This is a genomic window from Leptolyngbya sp. AN02str (genome assembly GCF_050565595.1).
Classification (GTDB): domain Bacteria; phylum Cyanobacteriota; class Cyanobacteriia; order Elainellales; family Elainellaceae; genus Kaiparowitsia.
The window spans coordinates 91,946-111,075 of record NZ_JBNXVR010000007.1 but is presented as its reverse complement, the minus strand read 5'-3'; the positions used below and the strand labels follow the sequence as shown (position 1 = coordinate 111,075).

The following is a 19,130-nucleotide window of genomic DNA, read 5'->3' as shown; positions in this document are numbered from 1 at the left end:
ATGGTCAATCCAACGCTTGCCGAGCTTTCGTTTATGCCCTATCTCGATGAGGCGGGCCACATTACGGCAACCCATGCCGGGAAAATTGGCGTCTATGCCATTTATAACGAGGCTCAAGCACTTCAGTTTGTCGGCTATTCGCGCGACATTTATGTGAGTTTGAAAGAGCACCTAGTCCGCCGGCCAACCCAGTGTTACTGGCTCAAAGTTCACACCATCGATCGCCCCAACCGCACCGTGCTAGAAGAAATTCGACATGACTGGCTTGCAGAGCAGAATGCCGTCCCTCCCGGCAATGCCGATGATGCGACAGCCTGGACTCAGGCGATCGACGCAACCCAATCCATGACCCCCGAGGAACACGCAGCCTATGCCGCCAGCGATGAGGTCGGGAAAATCAAAACCTTGAAACAGGTCGCACGCCGCATTGAAGCTGAAATTTTGGGCATATTACAGGAGCGGGGGGTGCAAACCCCACTCCGATTTGATCCCAAGCTGAAAGAAGAGGGCAAGCTCAGCTTAAAGCCTTAGCTGGCTGGGCATCCTTGGCTTGGCAGAAGGCGAATAGCTTGCTGTCTGTTTTTTGCGTTGGCTATGGTTAAAGAAATACCCACCTCAACCGGATGTCTGATCTCAGCCGATACTACGAAACTTTGGGTCTGAAGCCGGGCGCATCCGCTGCCGAAATTAAAGCCGCCTATCGCGACCTTGCCAAACAGTGGCATCCCGATCGCTTTATGAGCAATCGCCAAGAGGCTTCTATAGCGGAAGAGAAACTGAAAGCCATTAACGAAGCCTATCGGCTGCTGCGGGAGGCAAAAGCATGGGAGCAACCGCACATGTCGCCTCAATCTCCAGTGTCCCCATCCCAGCCACAAACGAGGTCTCAATCCTCGAGTCGGCCAATGGTGCGCACCCGCGCAGCCAATGCCCAGGTCTACTACGACATGGCAACCGAGGCCGTAGGGGCACGCAACTATCCCGAAGCGCTAGAGTACCTGCGAGCGGCCATTCGGATGGATGGTCAGTATGCTGAGGCTTATAAATTTCGAGGGTTTGTCAATTCGCTGTTGGGCTATGAGCTCAGTGCCCAGGCTGATTTGCAGAAAGCCGAGCAGCTTGAGTTTGAGCGATCGCTCTCCAATACTGCTCCAACTCCCAAACCGTCCCCAGCAGCCCCGGCTCCTGACTTGCAGCCATGGACAAGCACCATCTTGTGCGATCGCCCCACTGAGCCAATTACAGCCGTAGCGGTGGCATCCGACGGACGGTTGTTGGCCAGTGCCACTCAACAGGGCGCGATCGATCTATGGAATTTGAAAACGCGCACTGGGTTTTGTCGTTTGCATGGGCATGAGGGAGCGATATATGCCTTGGCGATGAGCGCTGATGGTCAACTGTTGGTCAGTGCCGGGGCCGATCGCGCGATTCGGTTTTGGCATATCAAAACTGGGACGATGCTGCGATCGCTGTCGGGACATACAGCAGCAGTGCGATCGCTAGCCCTAAGCCCCGATCGTCGGGTGCTCATTAGCGGCAGTGATGATGGCAGCATAAAACATTGGCCGTTATCGGCACAGTCATCGCGTCCATCGGTATTCACCAATCGTGCCCATGCGGCTCCGGTGCGCGCAGTTGCCCTTAGCCATGTCATGGTGATGAGCATCGACGAGGCCCGCATGTTGCTGACTCAGCTCAGAACGGGCGAAACGCTACACACCTATCCCGCCATGGGTGAACTAGTCGCGATCGCCCCCAGCCCCAACGGCACAGCTTTTGCGACGGGCAGCCGCAACGGACAGGTCACGCTATGGTCGGTCGGGTCTCCTGAACCCGTGCGATCGCTGCAAGACCCCTCCCAGCCTATGCGGTCGATTGGGGCGATCGCCTACAGCCCCAACGGTCAATTGCTGGCAACTGGCGGGACGGATACAGCTTTACGCCTCTGGAACCCCGAAACCGGACAACTTCGTGGCCGACTCAACGGACATGCCAAAGAGATTCGGGCGATCGCATTTGTCACCCATCAGTCTCTCATCACAGGTAGTCTCGACGGTTCTATCCGGCTATGGCACAGGCAATAGCCCCAACCAACCGCCCCATTCCCTTTACCATGGAGCCCAATCTTGCCAGTCTTCATTAAAGATGGATGTGTTGGGAAATGCCGTCGGGTTGCCATTTTTGCGCAATAGCGCTTGTAGCTCCATCAGCTTGGGTTCTGGCCCAGGCAGCTCGTCGGTTAACTGGTAGGGCAGAATGCCTTCGGATAGGGCAAAGGAAGCCGTTGTGCCTGCGGCGGCTCCTGCCGACCACTCAAACGAGTGCACTCGATAGGCAGCAGCAGCAATGTGGCTGGTCGCAATACTCTTGCCTGCAACCAGCAAGTTATCAATGTTTTGGGGAATCATGGCCGAGAGTGGAATCTGAGCCGGATAAGCGCGACCATGGGCCTGGCGAGAATTTTCGCGCTCCACATTGCCAGGCGCTTCGGGAGGAGAAGCCGCCATACAGGGGTGGAAGTCGATCGCGTATTGAGCGATTCCCACTGAATCGGGATAAATGGTTGACCGTGTGCGGCGAGTAATTTGCTCGGGTTGGGTGCGGTTGCGAATGGCGGCAGTTGTTTCTAGTCCGGCTAGACCGTACCACAGCGTTTGGTAAGCGTCGGGAGCAAGGTTGGTGCGGTAGAACTCGTCTTGGTAATCTACCCAGGAAATGTCAATTTCGTTGATCGCAAAGCCTTGGCTGTACCCGTAGGTAGGCCGGCCAATAATGCGTCGTCCTTCACGGATGTAGGGATATTTGGACAATCCGTGGGCCGTTCCCATGGGAGAGTCAAATCCGGTGAGCAATCGATGGTTGGGATACGGTTGCTTGACACCATCTCCGAGTTGAGAGTCGGTATTGTCAGCCACAATCCAATAGAAGAATCCCAGCGCCAATTCTTCGCCAGCTTGCAGGGTTTCGGTTCGCAGCCCTCCCAGCCAACCGCCCGGCTCTAACTGTCCCAATGCTGCTAGCTGATCGCGGGTAAAGATGAGGTTGTCCTTGGCGGTGCCAGGGCGGTAGTCATTGCCCCAAACCCAATTTTGCATGGAAATGTCGCCAGGTTTGGGTCGAGTGACGCCAAACACGCGATCGCTCGATCGGGGTTCGGGGCTCCACAACCGACGATAGGTGAACACCACATCAATATCGGCCAAACGGGGATTGGGATCGTAGCCATAGTAAGGACGATAGCGATCGTAAAAGGCGGGCTTTTCGTAGTTTTGTGGCTCGGCGGTGCGCTCCATCGCGAAGGTGTAGGTAAAGCCCTGCGTACAGTAGGGATCCCCAGTTGCACTGGCAGAGGAGGGATTGATCGGGCTGCGAGGATCTAGCCCCACGCGATAGGGAACATCGGCCAACGCAATGAGTTCACCCGTTTCGGTGGCTTCAATCACATACCAGGGAGCAGGCTGAGGTGGGGCCAAGGTGCGATCGCGCCCTTGCACTGGTTTTGGCGAAAATCGAATCACGGTTTTGCTGAGCCGCTCCGAGTCCTCGTAGCGATAGGCATCCTCAATAAAGTAGGACAACGGCTCAGTATTTAACGGAGGTGTACCGGGAGCTGGCGCATGCTGAATGGCGATCGCCCCTGTAATCAAGCGCCCATCTGGGCTGTACTCCAGCTCTTTAATAATCGTAGAAGGGAACCACTTCAGCTTGCCACGCCCGCGCCGTGCGGCATCCTTCAGCATGCCCTCCAACACCTGCTCCGCATCGTAGGGAAAGAAGCAAGACACACTCACCCAACAGTCACCCGGATTGAGCTTGCCATACTTTTGCTCAATCCGCTGGCGAAATTCTAAATACCCCTTGGCGTAGTAAAGCAGCGCCCGCTGTCTACGGGACTCATCCAGAGCCGACGTTCCTTGAGAGGTTAGCTGTCCACCCATCCAATCGGTCAGCTCGGTCATGCACACCGTGCGCCCCATTTGTAGGGATTCGTAAGCCGCACTGACCCCGGACAGTCCACCACCAACAATTAACAATTCACACTCTTCCGAAATGTCGGAAGTTACGTTGGGGCGAGGGTTAGCCGTTTGGGCAAAGATAGGAACTGCGTAGCCTAAGCCGAGCGATGCAGCAAATAAGGAGGTAAACACGGACGCAATTGAACGCGGCAACGGTTTGAAGAACATGAAATCCTTTCGGGTGAGCAGAGATGATAGGGAACAAAGCGGACACCGAACCGTGGAGGTGAGATAAGGACCGCACCAAGCCTGAAGCATGAATGGTAAAGACCCGCAATCGCAACACACGAAAACGGTCACATCACAACCATTAGGGCTTTCTCGTTTTCCAAGAATGGCTATAGCTCATCCGTATGAATTAGCGTCTGGACAAACTGATATAGCTCATCATCCGAGCGCCCGTGTCGATACTCATCCTTAAGATTAATCAAGCCTTGGGCAAGTTCCCCAGCGCGTTTTTTATAGGTAGCATTGGCCGAAAGCAAGCTGTGAAAAACTTCCCGCTCTATTACGGTGCGATCGCTCCCATCCGCCACATACTCGTCAAACGTCATCTCTTCCGCGTCAAACTTCAGCAAAAAGATGAGGGCACCGCTCATGTGCTGAAGTTGGTCTTTAAGCTGACGCACATCTAAATCCAGTCGGTTAAATCCAATACTGCCCTCAATGCGCAGTTCCACGATGGGCTCAACGCTGGGGTCAATTTTACCCATATCTACCGCAGCTTGAATCCGCGCGATCGCCCCCTGCTCCACCTGATCCATCGTTTCGTGTTCAGTCACCTTGTGCCGTAACCTCACAATCGGTCGCTGGCAGTAGTCGGTCTTCAGGTCAGCCTTAACCCCATCGGCACTGAGTTCAACCAAGTACACCCCTCGAGGAAAGCTGGCTTCCTCCACGCTATTGGCCTCAGTAGAACCAGGGTTAAAGATCCAGCCCTCAATTTCGTACTGTTTGTGGATGTGGCCCAGCGCCAGATAATCCACGCCTGCTTCCCTCAGTGGCAGCAGTTCAGAGTAGCGCAATGCCCCCTGATAGCGTGAAATTTGCCCCTCAACTCCGTGGTGAAAGAGCAGCACCGTATGGGCTGGCCCCGGTGGCAACGCTTGAATGGCTGATGCAATGCTTTCAATGGCTTTCGGTGCGGTTGAGCCATACCAATTAGAACCTAGCACTCGCACGCCACACGGCAGGTCAATGTAGCCGCCTCGTCGAGTTTCCTCATCCCAATGGCGATAAAACTCCTCTCCCGCCGCGACATCTCCTGGCTCCAATAGCTTGACCACGCCCCAATCCGACAAGTACCTTAGCCAACTTGTCTTGGTTCCATAAGGTCGATTGTCGTGATTGCCCTCGATTGCCAAAATTGGAATTCCAGCATCTTGAAGCGGTTGAAAGCAAAGCTGAGCTTGGTTCAGGATATTGGGCAAAATATTGCGATGCTCAAATAAATCGCCCGAAATTACCACAAAGTCAACAGATTCTGCGATCGCATATTTATCTAATGCATCCTGAAGCGCATAAAAAAAATCTTGGGTTCGTATTTTGTTGTCGTAGCGGTCAAACCCTAGGTGAATATCAGAAACATGGAGGAACCGAGCCATACAAAGCAGATTGAGGCGAGGAGGATCACTCCTTGTTATAACGTGCGATCGGCCATGATGGATGGCTCCCCCAGGATTTCCACAAAGAAAAACAAAAGGAGCCCCCACTAATAAGTAGGAACTCCTCCGAAGATTGATTCAATTGACGATCGCTGCGGCCTAAAAAGCTTACACCGCCTCTCCAGCGGTTGAGTTTGCCAACTCCTCCAACCGTTCCTGCTGGTCTTGCGAAATACAGGCTTGAATAATGGGATCAACGTCTCCCTCAAGCACAGGGTTTAGCGTAAAGTTTTGACCCAAGCGATGGTCGGTAACGCGGTTGTCTTTGTAGTTGTAGGTACGAATCTTTTCGGAACGCTCACCACTGCCAACCTGCGATCGCCGCATTGATGAAACCGCTTCTTGCTGCTCCCGTAGCTTAATTTCGTAGAGCTTCGCCCGCAAAATTTGCATGGCGCGCTCACGGTTTTGAAGCTGCGATCGCTCTTCAGTACAAAAGATGCGGATTCCTGTGGGCTTGTGAATCAGGTCAACCGCCGTTTCCACCTTGTTCACGTTTTGTCCACCTGCACCGCCCGATCGGGCCGTTTTTAGCTCAATGTCTTTGGGGTCAATTTCCACCTCAACATCGTTCACCTCCGGCATAATTGCCACCGTGGCAGTCGATGTGTGAACCCGACCACCCGCCTCAGTCACAGGAACACGCTGTACCCGATGAACCCCAGCTTCAAACTTAAGCTTGCTATAAACGCGATCGCCCTGAATTTCCAGAATCGCCTCTTTAAAGCCACCCATATCTGCCAGCGATTCGCTCACCAGCTTAATGCGCCAGCCTTGCGACTCTGCATAGCGAGAATACATCCGCAGCAAATCACCCGCCCAAATCGAAGCCTCGTCGCCACCTGCCCCCGCCCGAATCTCCAACATGATGTTTTTGTCATCATTGGGGTCTCGCGGCAACAAGAGCACCTTCATCAGCACCTCAAGCTCAGCTATTTTGGACTGAAGCTCCTCAATCTCAAGCGATGCCATTTCACGCAACTCAGCATCACCACCGGCCTCTCTCAGCACATGACGGGCTTCATCCAAATCGCTCTGAGCTTTTTTCCACGCCTCAAATGCCGCTACCGTCTCTTCTAAAGAAGAGCGTGCCTTCGCTACCCGCTGAAACTCACCCGGATCGGTCGCAATGTCTGGATCAGCCAAACGTCGCGTCAACTCATTAAAGGTTTGTTCAACCGATTTCAGCTTGTCAAGTAGGTAAGCTTCAGCCATAACACACTAGAGATACAGCGCAGAATTAAGCAACAAAGCAGCCGTTCACCAAGAAGCAGCCAATGACCTGTTGCTATTTGTCGCCACCAGTCGACTTTTTCGCGCCACCCATGCCATATTTGCGGCGGAAGCGCTCAACTCGACCCTCAGTGTCAATAATCTTCTGAGTACCGGTGTAGAACGGGTGGTTGCCAGACCACACATCAACGTGGAGTTCGGGCTTAGTAGAACCCACGGTCATTACCAATTCCCCATTGCAATAAACCTTTGCTTCGGGATACCACTGAGGGTGAATACCATCTTTTGCCATGACACGTCTCGACTTGTTTCAAAAAGGCTCAAGTAATTGGCGAAATCAAGCTGATTCCAATCCTTCCCCTGCCTGCAGCATAACAAGTACACGGCCAAAGCAGGGGATTAACAAATTAACGCTTGGAGTACTGAGGCGCTTTCCGAGCTTTGTGTAAACCGTACTTCTTCCGCTCTTTGGCTCGGGGATCACGAGTTAAGTAGCCTTCAATTTTTAATGGCTTACGATTGTCTGGATCTAGCTCACAGAGCGCACGGGCAACACCAAGACGAATCGAGTCAGCCTGGCCAGTGAGACCACCCCCATGGGCGTTCACCAAAATGTCATACTCGCCTTCCAAGCCCAGCGTCTCCAGCGGAGCCTTAACTACCGCGAGATAGCCAGGGTTGAACTGAAGGTACTCTTCTCCAGGCTTATTGTTGATCGTGAGGGTGCCATTACCAGGTACAAGGCGTACACGAGCGATCGCCGACTTACGACGACCAGTTCCCCAATACACAACTCGTCCAGATTTCTCAGTCGCTTGCATTACTCTTCTCCAGGAATGGTTTTAATCGTCAACACCTCAGGCTGCTGCGCCTGATGGGGGTGGTTAGGGCCTGTGTAAACCTTCAGCTTGGTAAATAGCTGACGACCCAGCGTGTTCTTGGGCAGCATTCCCTTTACGGCCTGTTCGATGATGCGCTCTGGCAAGCGATCCTGCAATTTGTTGAAGGTTTCCACTTTCATACCGCCGGGGCGACCAGAGTGACGACGATAGAGCTTTTGCTCACGCTTTTTGCCCGTGACATCAATCTCTTCAGCATTAATTACGACAACGAAATCGCCAGTGTCAAGATGAGGCGTAAAGCTAGGTTTATTCTTGCCACGCAGAACCATCGCAATTTCGCTGGCCAAACGACCAAGACGCTGACCCTTAGCATCGACAACGTACCACTTACGGTCGATAGCATCGGTTGGAGGAAGGTAGGTTTTATTCATGGTTGTATACAGTTAGCGTAATCGAGTAACTTGGAAACTTTTACGTCAATGGAACCGACATCATTGGAGCAGAGGGGGCGTCTAAATCGCACGGCAATAGAAATTGCGGTTGGCTGTCGTACCAAATACTGGGCGAGAACGGGAACTGATCGTACCCAACGCGAAGTAAACACAAGCCTTGGGGTGGCGCAGCATACCGAACTTCGCTACGGCGCTGTTCTTTCCAGAGTTGAGTAAAAGATTCGGGCGATCGCACCCCTCGTCCCACATCAACCAGCATCCCAACCAGCAAACGCACCATGCCATACAAAAAGCCACTGGCTTGAATTTCAATCTGAATAAATGAGCCCCTTCGAATACACTCAACCTCCTGCACCTCTAGCCAAGAATGGGCTCGCCGTGAACCAGCTCTGTGAAAAGCAGCTAAATGGTGATATCCAAGCATTGGATCCAGCGCCTTTTGCATCAGTTCAGCATCAAGCGGCGCGTAGTAATAGTGCCAGGAAAAAGGACGCACAAACAAATTGGGCCGAGGATCAGTATAGATCGTGTAGCGGTAGCGCCGCCAGGTCGCCGAAAACCGAGAGTGCCAGGTTGTATCAACCTGAGCCGATGCTCGAATTAAAACATCACTCGGCAAGCGATGATTCAAAATGCTCGCCCAGCGATGAGCTGGAATGAGCGTTTTGGCATCGAAATGAGCAACCTGAGCCGCAGCATGAACTCCCGAATCTGTCCTTCCAGCGCCGTGCAGAGTAGTCGGGTGGCCCAACACAGACTGAACTGCAAGCTCAATCTCTTCCTGAACAGTGCGCTGATGAAGTTGACGCTGCCAACCATGAAAATGGGTGCCCAAGTATTGAATTACTAAAGCCACCCTCTGACTCTCTGGATAAGAAGGTTCTCTATTCTCAGAAGAATCAGTCGGATTTAACAGCATCGCACTCATTCAGCTAAGACGTAACTAAGTCAGCTCGATGATTGCCATTTCGGCATTATCACCACGACGACTTACCGTCCGAATGATGCGCGTATAGCCTCCATTCCGGTTTCCATAGCGCTCTTTTGCCTGCTCAAATAAAGCATGGACGAGCTGTTTGTCGTACATGTAGCCCAGGGCTTCACGGCGTGCAGCTAGCGAACCATCCTTGGCCAAGGTAATCATGTGTTCAGCTTCTGAACGCACAGCCTTGGCCCGAACTTTGGTTGTGGTGATCCGGCCATAGCGGATCAACTCGGTTGTCAGCGATCGCAGCAATGCTCGGCGCTGATCGGCAGGCTTGCCTAATTGTGGTACTCGACAACGGTGACGCATATCAACCAAACACCTACATCAACTAATAAACGATTAAACGTCCAAGCCTTAGCTTGTCTTAGATGCCTTTTCTTTGGGCAATGTAATTCCCAAACGAGTTTGCAATGCTTCGATCACTTCCTCTGCGGACTTTTGCCCAAAGTTCTTGATCTCAAGCAAATCTTCTTCTGAGTAATCCAACAAGTCAGAAACAGAATTAATTTGAGCCCGCTTCAAACAGTTGTAAGCACGAACCGACAGGTTCAGTTCCTCAATAGGAATCTGGCTATGGGGATCTTCCTCATCGGGGAAGATGCTCTTCATCTCCTCAATGGTGATGTCCTTCAAGGGATTAAAGAGATCCACCAAAATAGACGCAGCTTGGCTCAGCGCATCTTGAGGTGTCAAACTACCATCCGTCCAGACTTCCATCACCAACCGATCTTTTTCCAAAGAGCCGCCAACGCGAGCGTCCTCAATGGAGTAGTTCACTTTGCGAACTGGCATAAAGACCGAGTCAATCTGCAAGAAATCGAGGGCAGTCGCATCTTCTCGGCTACGGTCGATAGCCCGATAGCCAATCCCCCGCTCGATGCGAAATTCCATTTCCAATACCGCACCAGTAGCCACCGTTGCAATGTATTGATAAGGGTCAATAATTTCAACTTCAGAGGGCAAATCAAAATTAGACGCTGTAACCTCTGCAGGCCCTTCAACCCTCAGGCGGCCAATCTGAGGATGGGAAGAATAGCTCTTCAACGACACTTCCTTCATATTGAGCAGGATGTCCAAAACATCCTCTTTGACCCCAGGAACTGTCATAAACTCGTGAGTTACACCCGCAATGCGAACCGCTGTTACTGCAGTTCCTTCTAGATTGGAGAGCAAAACACGACGCAGCGCATTACCAACAGTCGTGCCTTGACCACGCTCTAGCGGCTCCAATACAAACTTGCTGTATAACCCTCGATCGTTGGCAGAATCAGACTCTACGCACTCAACCTTGAACTGTGCCATGGATCAACCTCCCTTTCGTTAGCTCCTAAACAATAATCGCTAACGCTTTGTATAGTTTGGGCGCTTAACGGCCGTTTTCCGGCTGTACACCCGCATTCATCAACAGAACAAAACTCGCTAACTATCCTAAAAGACTGTGCTTTTAGACGCGGCGACGCTTTGGAGGGCGGCAACCATTATGAGGAATTGGCGTAACGTCGCGGATCAAAGTAATTTCCAAACCGGCACCCTGCAGGGCACGAATCGCCGTTTCTCGTCCTGAGCCAGGACCGCTGACCATCACTTCAACTTGGCGCATGCCTTGGTCCATGGCTCGACGGGCGGCACCTTCGGCAGCAGTTTGGGCTGCAAAAGGAGTTCCCTTCTTAGCACCCTTAAAACCGCTAGAACCAGCGGAGGCCCAAGAAATAGCCTCGCCATTGGCATCGCTGATGGTGATGATGGTGTTATTGAATGTTGACTGGATGTGAGCCACACCGTTGGGCACATTACGCTTTTGTTTTTTAGGTCCAGACTTTTTAGGTTGTCGAGCCATCTTTATCTATTCCGGTCTAGGTTCAAGGTTGAAGGTTGTTTGTTGGTGGTGATTGAGAAGAAAGATTCTACATTAAGGAACACACTTGTTGCTTGCCAAGGAAGCTGTTGCGATTAGCAGCATACAAACCCCAGCGCTTCAATTCAAAACAAGCAACTAGAGTGTTACTTCTTACCAGGAGCCTTCTTCTTACCTGCAACAGTGCGACGAGCACCACGGCGAGTACGTGCATTGGTTCGGGTTCGTTGACCACGAACGGGCAGGCCCATGCGGTGGCGACGGCCTCGGTAGGCTCCAATATCCATTAAGCGCTTGATATTCAACGCTTCAAGACGACGCAGGTCACCTTCCACTTCGTAGTTAGCCTCTACGGCTTCGCGAAGGGCTGCGACATCTGCATCAGCGAGATCTTTTACACGGGTATCAGGGTTGACCCCAGTGCTTTCTAAGATCTGCTTTGATCGGGTTAATCCAATTCCGTAAATATAAGTCAGACCAATCTCGACACGCTTATCACGCGGTAGGTCGACTCCGGCAATTCGTGCCACGCTCTACTCTCCTGATATTGATTCGGTCAGTTCAACAAGCATTCGGGCTAGAACACAGACAGGCGTTAAAAGTAAGACGCACACGATGGAGCGGCCGACTTTTCTTCTAGCTTTTGAATCGCTAACCCTGGCGTTGTTTGTGCTTCGGGTTAGCACAAATCACCATAACTCTGCCGCGCCGACGAATGACACGGCACTTATCACACATTTTCTTGACTGAGGCGCGGACCTTCATGTCCAAAATCCACTATTGACTACAAACCCAACATTTTAGCAGGAATAGCCGCCGTTCGTCAAACCAAGTCTGACTGGGGCTTCATTTGAGCCTACTTCTTGCGCAGGCGATAGGTAATTCGCCCTTTGGTCAAGTCGTAGGGAGTAAGTTCAACCTTGACACGATCGCCCGGCAGAATCTTAATGTAGTTTCGACGGATCTTGCCCGAGATGTGGGCAAGGACATTGAACCCATTGTCTAGGTCAACACGAAACATAGCGTTTGGAAGGGAGTCAGTGACTGTTCCTTCCATTTCGATGAGATCTTGTTTAGACAAGCGAATTATCCTCCCAACTTGCGGATTCAACAGATTTAGAGATATCGGTAAAGAGTTTTGCCAAATACGAATGGGCTATATCATCAATATTCTGAAAACAAAAATCGCTAAAAAATCTTTAGATTAAGCTTAACAAATGCTTTTTGAGAAGGGCGGAAATAAAAGATGCCCTTCTCAAAAAGCTTTCGATTCTAAGGTTGAACGATTTGCTCTAGGGCTGAAGAGACTTCGTCAACTGGCTGGTTACCGTTGACTGAAACTAACTGCTGGCGATCGCGATAAAAATCGATTAAGGGTGAAGTTTGTTCTCGATAAACCGAGAGCCGATGCCGAATCACCTCTTCGTTATCATCCTTACGTCCCCGCTCCAGTAGACGAGCGATGATAATTTCATCGGGAACATCTAAGTTCACAACGCAGTCGTAGGACTGCTCAATTTTTTCCAGGAGATCATCCAAGAACTTGGCTTGAGACACATTCCGAGGAAATCCATCCAGAATCCATCCTGGCTGAGCATCGTCTTGCCCAAGGCGATCGCCAACCATATCCAAAATGAGCGCGTCAGGAACAAGCTCACCCTGATCCATATAAGACTGGGCCTTCATACCAAGCTCGGTTTGCTGATTGACAGCAGACCGTAAAATATCTCCGGTTGAAATATGAGGAATACTGCAGTTTTTCGCTAAAAGCTGCGCTTGAGTTCCCTTACCTGCTCCTGGAGGCCCTAGAAAAATCAATCGAACCACTATTGCTTCACCATGCCTTCATAACGTTGAGAAATCACATAGGTCTGAATCTGCTTAGCGGTATCAATCGCCACCCCTACCAGAATCAGGAGAGAGGTCGCTCCAAGACCTTGGAAGGTTCGTACCCGAGTTAACCCTTCTACTGCCGTCGGAATTGTTGCAACTAAGCCAAGGAAAATGGCACCTAAAAACGTCAATCGATTTAGAACCCGCTCAATATAGTCACTCGTCGCCTTACCAGGGCGGATACCAGGAATACTGGCTCCCATTTTCTTGAGGTTCTGCGACATATCTACGGGGTTGACCACGATAGATGCATAGAAGTAGCTAAAGAAGAGAATGAGCACCAAGTAAGCGACGACGTAAACCCAACTGCCAGGCTGTAAAGATTGAGAAATGGTGGCTAGCACGGGGTTGCCTGGAAAAAAGTTTGCTAGAAATGCGGGAAGAACAAACACAGTAGAGGCGAAAATGATCGGCATCACGCCACCCTGGTTCAGCCGCAGAGGCAAGTAGCTGCTCTTTTCCAAATAAAGACGACGACCGACCTGACGACGAGCCGAGACGATGGGAATTCGTCGGGAGCCTTCCTGAACAAACACGATCCCAACGATCATGGCCAAGAAAACCAACAGCAAGATGATGACACCGCCAACAACGCCGCGATCGCCACTTTGAGCCAATTCAACCGTTTGCCCCAAACTCTGCGGCAAAACAGACACAATGCTCAAGAAGATCAACAGCGATGCCCCATTACCCACACCTCGCTCAGTAATCAGCTCTCCCGCCCACATCACAAATAGGGAACCAGCCGTCAGAGCAAGCGCCGTCCTCACAATAAAGAAGGGGCCAGGCTCAAGCGCATAGGGGCTGACTAAAATAGCAACACCAACGCTCTGAAGAACAGACAGCCCAAGCGTGACGTAACGCGTAATTTGCGCAATCTTGCGGCGACCAGCCTCTCCCTCATTTTTTTGCAAATCTTCCAATGTAGGAAGAGCGGCCGTTAACAGCTGCATAATGATCGAGGCATTGATATAGGGAATAATTCCCAATGCAAAAACGCCCAGCGTCGACAAGCCCCGGCCAGTAAAGAAATCGAGAAATCCAACAAGGCTGCCCAAACCACTATCTTGAATTCCTTGTTGAAATGCCAATCGATTGATGCCAGGGACGGGAATAAAAATTCCCAGTCGGATCAATAGCAGAATGCCAATCGTGACGAGCAGCCGACCTCTTAAGCCGGCTGCCTGAGCCATTTGCAAAAATGTTTCTTGTGCAGTTGGTGTTTTATCGCGAACCATGGAGGCTTTTCCTTAATAGCAACAGATAAAGTTGCAAACAAAACGTGTCGATCCGTCCTCAAACCCTATGCAGCTTGAACGACACAGTCGCATTACTTAATCTAACAGCTCACAGGTTCCACCAGCAGCCTCGATCTTTTGCCGAGCAGAAGCTGTAAAAGCAGCAGCGGTCACTTGAAGCTTAACTGATAGCTCCCCATTCCCTAAAATCTTGAGGGGGCCGTCATCCGTAGTTACAATGCCAGCATCCATCAACGATGCGAGGTTAACTGCCGTATTTGCAGGTAGCTCAGCTAGGTCGCCAACATTGACAACGGTATACTCTTTCCGCCCAATCAAAGGAAAGTGCTTTAGTTTGGGAATACGACGATAAAGGGGCATTTGACCACCTTCAAAGCCAGGTCGAGTTCCGCTACCAGAACGTGACTTTTGTCCTCGCATACCAAAGCCACAGCTTGCACCTTGTCCAGCGGAGATTCCTCGACCTACACGGCGCTTGCGTTTTTGCGACCCCTCTTTGGGTAAAGCATCTGAAAGTCTCATAGCTCTTCTCTACGGGTTAAGAACAGATCAAAACAGGAAGCGGGCTTCCACTTGCACGACGACCGACTTAGGAGTAGAGTCGCTCAAGCGAAATACCACGCTCTTCAGCCACATCGGAAAAGGTACGTAGAGCTGATAATGCTTCTGCAGCAGCTCGGGCATTATTTAGAGGATTACTGGAACCCAGGCGCTTTGCCAGAATGTTCTTAACTCCAGCCAGCTCTAACACAGTACGTACAGCACCACCAGCAATAACCCCTGTACCAGGAGCTGCGGGCCGCATCATTACTTTTGCACCACCGCTATTCCCTTTCACAGGATGAGGAATTGAGTTCGCTTTTGTCAGAGGAACATCCACGAGATGCTTCTTACCGTCGGCTACGCCCTTACGAACTGCGCCGATCACATCGCTGGCCTTACCAACGCCAACGCCAACTTGGCCCCGTTCGTTTCCAACAATCACAATGGCGCGGAAGCTTAGCTTCTTACCACCTTTCACAACTTTAGTAACTCGTCGAATTTGAACGACGCGTTCTTGCCAATCTGTTTCCTTTTCTTTCGCTCGGCTACTCTTTTTAGTACTCTTTGCCATTGCTCAATCCTTGAGGTGATATCTAGAATCTAAGGTTGAAACTCATGAAGATAGATTGCGTTAAAAGTCGAGTCCGCCTTCACGAGCAGCTTCTGCCAAAGCTTTAACGCGGCCATGGTATAGGCTACCGCCACGATCAAACACGACCTTCGAAACTCCCTTCTCAAGCAAGCGCTTGGCAATGAGCTTACCAACCTCAGCTGACGCATCGCAGTTGGCAGTGTTTTCTAACTGTTTACGCAGATCGACATCCAAAGTAGAGGCAGACACTAAAGTTTGATGCTGAGTATCGTCTATGACTTGAGCATAGATGTGCTGGTTGGAACGAAACACACTGAGTCGAGGGCGCTCTGAAGTGCCCATGACCCGACGACGAATTCGGTTGTGGCGCCGCCGCGTTGCTTCTTTGCTTGTTAATTTCATGACTATTTCTTCCCTGCTTTGCCAGCCTTACGTCTCACGAATTCGCCTGCGTAGCGGATCCCTTTACCTTTATATGGCTCAGGAGGACGCACCGCACGAATCTTGGCAGATATATTGCCAACTAGTTCTTTGTCAATACCCGTAACAATAACGTTGGTATTGTTTTCAACAGCGAACTGAATACCTTCAGGGGCTTCGAACTGGACAGGATGGCTATATCCAACCGAGAGGGTCAGGTTTTTACCTTGAGCTTGAGCCCGATAACCAACCCCCTGAATTTCGAGGCGGCGCTGGAAGCCTTGGGCAACTCCTTCGACCATGTTGGCGACGAGCGTACGGCTAAGGCCATGACGCTGCCGAGCCACCCGAGATTCGTTGCGGCGGTTAACAAGCAATGTAGTGCCGTCTTGCACGACTTCTACTTCTGCAGGAAGCACTCGAGAAAGTTCACCTTTCGGGCCTTTGACTGATACTTTCTGGCCAGAGATGGTGATATCCACTTTAGGTGGAAGTTGGATTGGACGCTTACCAATACGAGACATGACTAATTACTCCTGGTGGGACGATTAGCCACTCACTGCGCATGTACATCGGATCGAGTGGCTTTCAACAACTGGTGCTTGGCGCTGAGAACAGTGACGGCAAGACTACCAGACGTAGCAGAGAACTTCGCCCCCCACGCCTTGGCGACGTGCATCCCGATCAGTCATGATGCCGCTTGAGGTGGAGATTATGGCCACACCAATCCCACCCAACACTCTGGGGAGCTCTCGGCAGTTTGAGTAAACTCGTAAGCCAGGCTTACTTACTCGCTGCAACTGGTTGATAATGGGCTGACGATTTTTGCCTTTGTATTTCAAAGAAATGACCAAGTTTCGCTTGATACCTTCGCCAGCTTCACTGAAGTCAGTAATAAAGCCCTCTTCTAGCAATACCCTCGCGATATTGCGAGTCATTTTGGTAGAGGGAACCTCTGTTGTCTGATGCCGCGCCAGGTTAGCGTTCCGGATGCGCGTCAGCATATCTGCAATCGTGTCGTTTACCGCCATAGTTTCCTCTTCGTCAAACTGCCTCAGTTATCGCGGAAGGGCATTCCCAATTCTTTGAGTAATGCTCGGCCTTCTTCGTCGGTGTTTGCAGTTGTAATGATTGAAATGTCCATGCCTCGAATTTGATCGATGCTGTCGTATTCGACCTCGGGGAAGATCAACTGCTCTCTCAGGCCCAAAGTGTAGTTTCCACGACCATCAAAGCTCTTGGGGCTAATGCCTCGGAAGTCACGAATTCGAGGTAGCGACAGGTTGATGAGTCGATCAACAAAGTCATACATACGGTCGGAACGCAGGGTTACCATGATACCGACGGGCATGCCTTTTCGAATTTTGAATCCGGCGATCGCCTTTTTGGCACGAGTGACCACAGGCTTTTGTCCGGTAATGAGTGCAATTTCGCTGAGTGAAGACTCGAGCGCTTTTGCGTTTTGAGCAGCCTCACCTAGACCTCGGTTAACCGTAACTTTGACGAGGCGAGGAACTTGATGGATGTTCGTGTATTTGAATTGCTCCATCAGTTTAGGAACAACCTGCTCTTGATATCGTGACTTCAACTTAGTTGCCATATGCTTCCTCTGAAAATCCCTGGGCTTGGTCAGGGGTGATACATGTAACTGTGATGCAATGAAAATTGGGACAGAATCCTAAGAGATCCATTGCACTTGCACACATGCCTAGTCGATAACTTCGCCTGTCTTTTTCAGCATGCGAACTTTACGGCCTTCAGCATTGATGGTGTAGCTAATGCGGCTCGCAACCTTTTGCTTTGTGGAGTAAAGCATCACGTTAGAGCTGTGAATCGGGCCTTCGATGGTTTGAATCTGCCCCGATTCGCCTTCTTGCTGAGGCTTGATGTGCTTGGTCTTGATGTTGACGCCTTTCACAATCACCTTGCTAGTTTCAGGCAAAACTCGCAGGACTTCGCCGACCTTACCTTTGTCTTTGCCAGAGATAACTTGAACGGTGTCACCCTTCTTGACGTGAACTTTGAACCGCTGCTTGGTTGAACCTTTCGCCATCAGAGCACCTCCGGAGCAAGTGAAACAATTTTGGTGAAATTCTTATCACGCAGCTCTCGCGCTACAGGGCCGAAAACGCGGGTTCCTCTGGGGTTGCCATCTTGGTTGATGATGACGGCTGCGTTGTCGTCGAACCGAATGGTCATGCCGCTATCGCGACGCAGACCCTTCTTGGTACGAACTACAACTGCACGAACAACGTCCGACTTTTTCACGGCCATGTTGGGGATGGCATCCTTTACCACGGCAATGATGACATCACCCACATTGGCATAGCGACGGTTACCGCCTAGAACTCGGATGCACATGAGCTTTCGAGCACCGCTGTTGTCCGCCACATTCAGATATGTTTCTTGTTGAATCATGGTCTATCTCCTTAATGGCTATGCCTCAGCTGCTTCGCCAAGGATGTCGACCACGGCCCAACGCTTGGTTCGGCTGAGAGGTCGTGTCTCACGAATGCGAACGCGATCGCCAACTTTGCACTTGTCGTCTTCGTCATGAACCTTATATCGCTTTGTGCGAACCACAATCTTGCGATATTTAGGATGGGGAGCACGGTTTTCAACCGCAACCACCACCGTCTTCTGCATCTTGTCGCTAACGACAATGCCGACCCTTTCTTTAACTGCCATCGCACCTTACTCCTTACTCTGCAACCGACTGAGACGTATCTGCTGCAGCTCTCTTTCGCTCTTGCTCCACGGTCATTAGCTGGGCGAGTCGATGCCGCGTATGCTTAAACAAATGAGGCTTGTCAAGTTGACGAGTGGCTTTCTTAAAGCGCAACTCAAACAGCTCTCGCTTGGCTGCCAGGATCTGATCGGATAGTTCCTGATCGCTCAGTTCTCGAAATTCTGAAATTTTGGGAAGAGGCATAGCTCAGGACTCCTCCGTTTCACGCGTAATGAACTTGGTTTTGATTGGTAGCTTGTAGGCGGCGAGGCGCATTGCTTCGCGGGCAGTAGCTTCGGGCACACCAGCAATTTCAAACAAGACGCGACCTGGCTTGACAACCGCAACCCAGAATTCGGGATTACCTTTACCAGAACCCATCCGGGTTTCTGCAGGACGCATTGTAATCGGCTTGTCAGGGAAGATGCGAATCCAAATCTTTCCACCCCGGCGAATATAGCGAGTCATCGCACGACGACTTGCCTCAATTTGACGAGAGGTAATCCACGATGGCTCGAGCGCTTGTAGGGCAAAATCTCCGAAGTCAACCTTGTTACCCCGGGTCGCCTCACCCTTCATGCGTCCGCGCTGCTGCTTACGAAATTTTGTTCTTCTAGGACTTAACATGACTCATAACCTTGAGAA

28 protein-coding genes are annotated in these 19,130 nt (G+C 51.1%); 2 read left to right on the top strand and 26 right to left on the bottom strand.

Annotation, left to right across the window (positions count from 1 at the left end; genetic code table 11):
* Both ACQ4M4_RS07525 and ACQ4M4_RS07520 read left to right on the top strand, forming a co-directional pair.
* Positions 1–531, top strand: a complete 531-nt coding sequence (locus ACQ4M4_RS07525; protein WP_430683861.1) for a GIY-YIG nuclease family protein — start codon at positions 1–3, stop codon at positions 529–531.
* Between the two features lie 92 nt (positions 532–623).
* A complete protein-coding gene (locus ACQ4M4_RS07520) occupies positions 624–2,084 on the top strand; it encodes a DnaJ domain-containing protein (RefSeq protein WP_430683860.1) in 1,461 nt (486 codons plus the stop codon).
* Between the two features lie 24 nt (positions 2,085–2,108).
* On the opposite strand, the gene ACQ4M4_RS07515 is transcribed toward ACQ4M4_RS07520, so the two are convergent.
* The 26 genes from ACQ4M4_RS07515 to rplP all read right to left on the bottom strand — a co-directional run bounded on the left by ACQ4M4_RS07515 (position 2,109) and on the right by rplP (position 19,112).
* Positions 2,109–4,148, bottom strand: coding sequence for an FAD-dependent oxidoreductase (locus ACQ4M4_RS07515; protein ID WP_430683859.1), 2,040 nt, complete (start codon positions 4,146–4,148; stop codon positions 2,109–2,111).
* 206 nt (positions 4,149–4,354) lie between these two features.
* Positions 4,355–5,620, bottom strand: a complete 1,266-nt coding sequence (locus ACQ4M4_RS07510; RefSeq protein ID WP_430683858.1) for a metallophosphoesterase family protein — start codon at positions 5,618–5,620, stop codon at positions 4,355–4,357.
* Positions 5,621–5,788: 168 nt separating this feature from the next.
* Positions 5,789–6,895, bottom strand: a complete 1,107-nt coding sequence (gene prfA, locus ACQ4M4_RS07505) for a peptide chain release factor 1 (RefSeq protein WP_430683857.1) — start codon at positions 6,893–6,895, stop codon at positions 5,789–5,791.
* Between the two features lie 73 nt (positions 6,896–6,968).
* The gene (gene rpmE / locus ACQ4M4_RS07500; protein ID WP_430683856.1) at positions 6,969–7,205 is read right to left on the bottom strand and encodes a 50S ribosomal protein L31; all 237 of its coding nucleotides are present in this window, start codon (positions 7,203–7,205) and stop codon (positions 6,969–6,971) included.
* 115 nt (positions 7,206–7,320) lie between these two features.
* On the bottom strand, positions 7,321–7,734 hold the full coding sequence (gene rpsI / locus ACQ4M4_RS07495) for a 30S ribosomal protein S9 (RefSeq protein WP_430683855.1): 414 nt from the start codon (positions 7,732–7,734) through the stop codon (positions 7,321–7,323).
* Complete coding sequence (gene rplM / locus ACQ4M4_RS07490) at positions 7,734–8,186, bottom strand: 50S ribosomal protein L13 (RefSeq protein WP_430683854.1); 453 nt, start codon at positions 8,184–8,186, stop codon at positions 7,734–7,736. The genes rpsI and rplM overlap by 1 nt, the downstream gene beginning before the upstream one ends.
* A 40-nt stretch (positions 8,187–8,226) precedes the next feature.
* Complete coding sequence (gene truA / locus ACQ4M4_RS07485) at positions 8,227–9,063, bottom strand: tRNA pseudouridine(38-40) synthase TruA (protein WP_430683853.1); 837 nt, start codon at positions 9,061–9,063, stop codon at positions 8,227–8,229.
* A gap of 87 nt (positions 9,064–9,150) precedes the next feature.
* Positions 9,151–9,501 carry a 50S ribosomal protein L17 gene (rplQ, locus tag ACQ4M4_RS07480; RefSeq protein ID WP_430683852.1) on the bottom strand — a complete coding sequence of 117 codons (351 nt, stop codon included), beginning with the start codon at positions 9,499–9,501 and terminating at the stop codon, positions 9,151–9,153.
* A gap of 48 nt (positions 9,502–9,549) precedes the next feature.
* Positions 9,550–10,497: a DNA-directed RNA polymerase subunit alpha gene (locus ACQ4M4_RS07475; protein WP_430683851.1), complete on the bottom strand. Its 948-nt coding sequence runs from the start codon at positions 10,495–10,497 to the stop codon at positions 9,550–9,552.
* A gap of 142 nt (positions 10,498–10,639) precedes the next feature.
* Positions 10,640–11,032, bottom strand: a complete 393-nt coding sequence (gene rpsK, locus ACQ4M4_RS07470; RefSeq protein WP_430683850.1) for a 30S ribosomal protein S11 — start codon at positions 11,030–11,032, stop codon at positions 10,640–10,642.
* Between the two features lie 164 nt (positions 11,033–11,196).
* Positions 11,197–11,580 (bottom strand): 30S ribosomal protein S13, encoded by a 384-nt coding sequence (gene rpsM / locus ACQ4M4_RS07465; RefSeq protein WP_430683849.1) that lies wholly within the window; start codon positions 11,578–11,580, stop codon positions 11,197–11,199.
* Positions 11,581–11,701: 121 nt separating this feature from the next.
* Positions 11,702–11,815, bottom strand: a complete 114-nt coding sequence (rpmJ, locus tag ACQ4M4_RS07460; RefSeq protein WP_071819462.1) for a 50S ribosomal protein L36 — start codon at positions 11,813–11,815, stop codon at positions 11,702–11,704.
* Between the two features lie 91 nt (positions 11,816–11,906).
* Positions 11,907–12,131, bottom strand: coding sequence for a translation initiation factor IF-1 (infA, locus tag ACQ4M4_RS07455; protein WP_036002386.1), 225 nt, complete (start codon positions 12,129–12,131; stop codon positions 11,907–11,909).
* Positions 12,132–12,322: 191 nt separating this feature from the next.
* Positions 12,323–12,877: an adenylate kinase gene (locus ACQ4M4_RS07450; RefSeq protein WP_430683848.1), complete on the bottom strand. Its 555-nt coding sequence runs from the start codon at positions 12,875–12,877 to the stop codon at positions 12,323–12,325.
* Positions 12,877–14,181 carry a preprotein translocase subunit SecY gene (secY, locus tag ACQ4M4_RS07445; protein ID WP_430683847.1) on the bottom strand — a complete coding sequence of 435 codons (1,305 nt, stop codon included), beginning with the start codon at positions 14,179–14,181 and terminating at the stop codon, positions 12,877–12,879. The genes ACQ4M4_RS07450 and secY overlap by 1 nt, the downstream gene beginning before the upstream one ends.
* Before the next feature lie 96 nt (positions 14,182–14,277).
* Complete coding sequence (rplO, locus tag ACQ4M4_RS07440) at positions 14,278–14,724, bottom strand: 50S ribosomal protein L15 (protein ID WP_430683846.1); 447 nt, start codon at positions 14,722–14,724, stop codon at positions 14,278–14,280.
* 67 nt (positions 14,725–14,791) lie between these two features.
* Positions 14,792–15,316: a 30S ribosomal protein S5 gene (gene rpsE / locus ACQ4M4_RS07435; protein WP_430683845.1), complete on the bottom strand. Its 525-nt coding sequence runs from the start codon at positions 15,314–15,316 to the stop codon at positions 14,792–14,794.
* 60 nt (positions 15,317–15,376) lie between these two features.
* Positions 15,377–15,739, bottom strand: a complete 363-nt coding sequence (rplR, locus tag ACQ4M4_RS07430) for a 50S ribosomal protein L18 (protein WP_430683844.1) — start codon at positions 15,737–15,739, stop codon at positions 15,377–15,379.
* Positions 15,740–15,741: 2 nt separating this feature from the next.
* Positions 15,742–16,281: a 50S ribosomal protein L6 gene (gene rplF / locus ACQ4M4_RS07425; protein ID WP_430683843.1), complete on the bottom strand. Its 540-nt coding sequence runs from the start codon at positions 16,279–16,281 to the stop codon at positions 15,742–15,744.
* 105 nt (positions 16,282–16,386) lie between these two features.
* Positions 16,387–16,788 carry a 30S ribosomal protein S8 gene (gene rpsH / locus ACQ4M4_RS07420; protein ID WP_430683842.1) on the bottom strand — a complete coding sequence of 134 codons (402 nt, stop codon included), beginning with the start codon at positions 16,786–16,788 and terminating at the stop codon, positions 16,387–16,389.
* Between the two features lie 23 nt (positions 16,789–16,811).
* On the bottom strand, positions 16,812–17,357 hold the full coding sequence (rplE, locus tag ACQ4M4_RS07415; RefSeq protein ID WP_430683841.1) for a 50S ribosomal protein L5: 546 nt from the start codon (positions 17,355–17,357) through the stop codon (positions 16,812–16,814).
* A gap of 108 nt (positions 17,358–17,465) precedes the next feature.
* Entirely contained in the window at positions 17,466–17,810 is a 345-nt protein-coding gene (gene rplX / locus ACQ4M4_RS07410) for a 50S ribosomal protein L24 (protein WP_430683840.1), read from the bottom strand.
* The gene (gene rplN / locus ACQ4M4_RS07405; RefSeq protein WP_430683839.1) at positions 17,810–18,175 is read right to left on the bottom strand and encodes a 50S ribosomal protein L14; all 366 of its coding nucleotides are present in this window, start codon (positions 18,173–18,175) and stop codon (positions 17,810–17,812) included. Before rplN ends, rplX begins: the two co-directional genes overlap by 1 nt.
* Before the next feature lie 18 nt (positions 18,176–18,193).
* Positions 18,194–18,445: a 30S ribosomal protein S17 gene (gene rpsQ / locus ACQ4M4_RS07400; protein ID WP_430683838.1), complete on the bottom strand. Its 252-nt coding sequence runs from the start codon at positions 18,443–18,445 to the stop codon at positions 18,194–18,196.
* A 13-nt stretch (positions 18,446–18,458) separates the two neighbouring features.
* A complete protein-coding gene (rpmC, locus tag ACQ4M4_RS07395; RefSeq protein ID WP_430683837.1) occupies positions 18,459–18,689 on the bottom strand; it encodes a 50S ribosomal protein L29 in 231 nt (76 codons plus the stop codon).
* Between the two features lie 3 nt (positions 18,690–18,692).
* Positions 18,693–19,112: a 50S ribosomal protein L16 gene (gene rplP / locus ACQ4M4_RS07390; protein ID WP_430683836.1), complete on the bottom strand. Its 420-nt coding sequence runs from the start codon at positions 19,110–19,112 to the stop codon at positions 18,693–18,695.
* Positions 19,113–19,130: the final 18 nt, after the last annotated feature.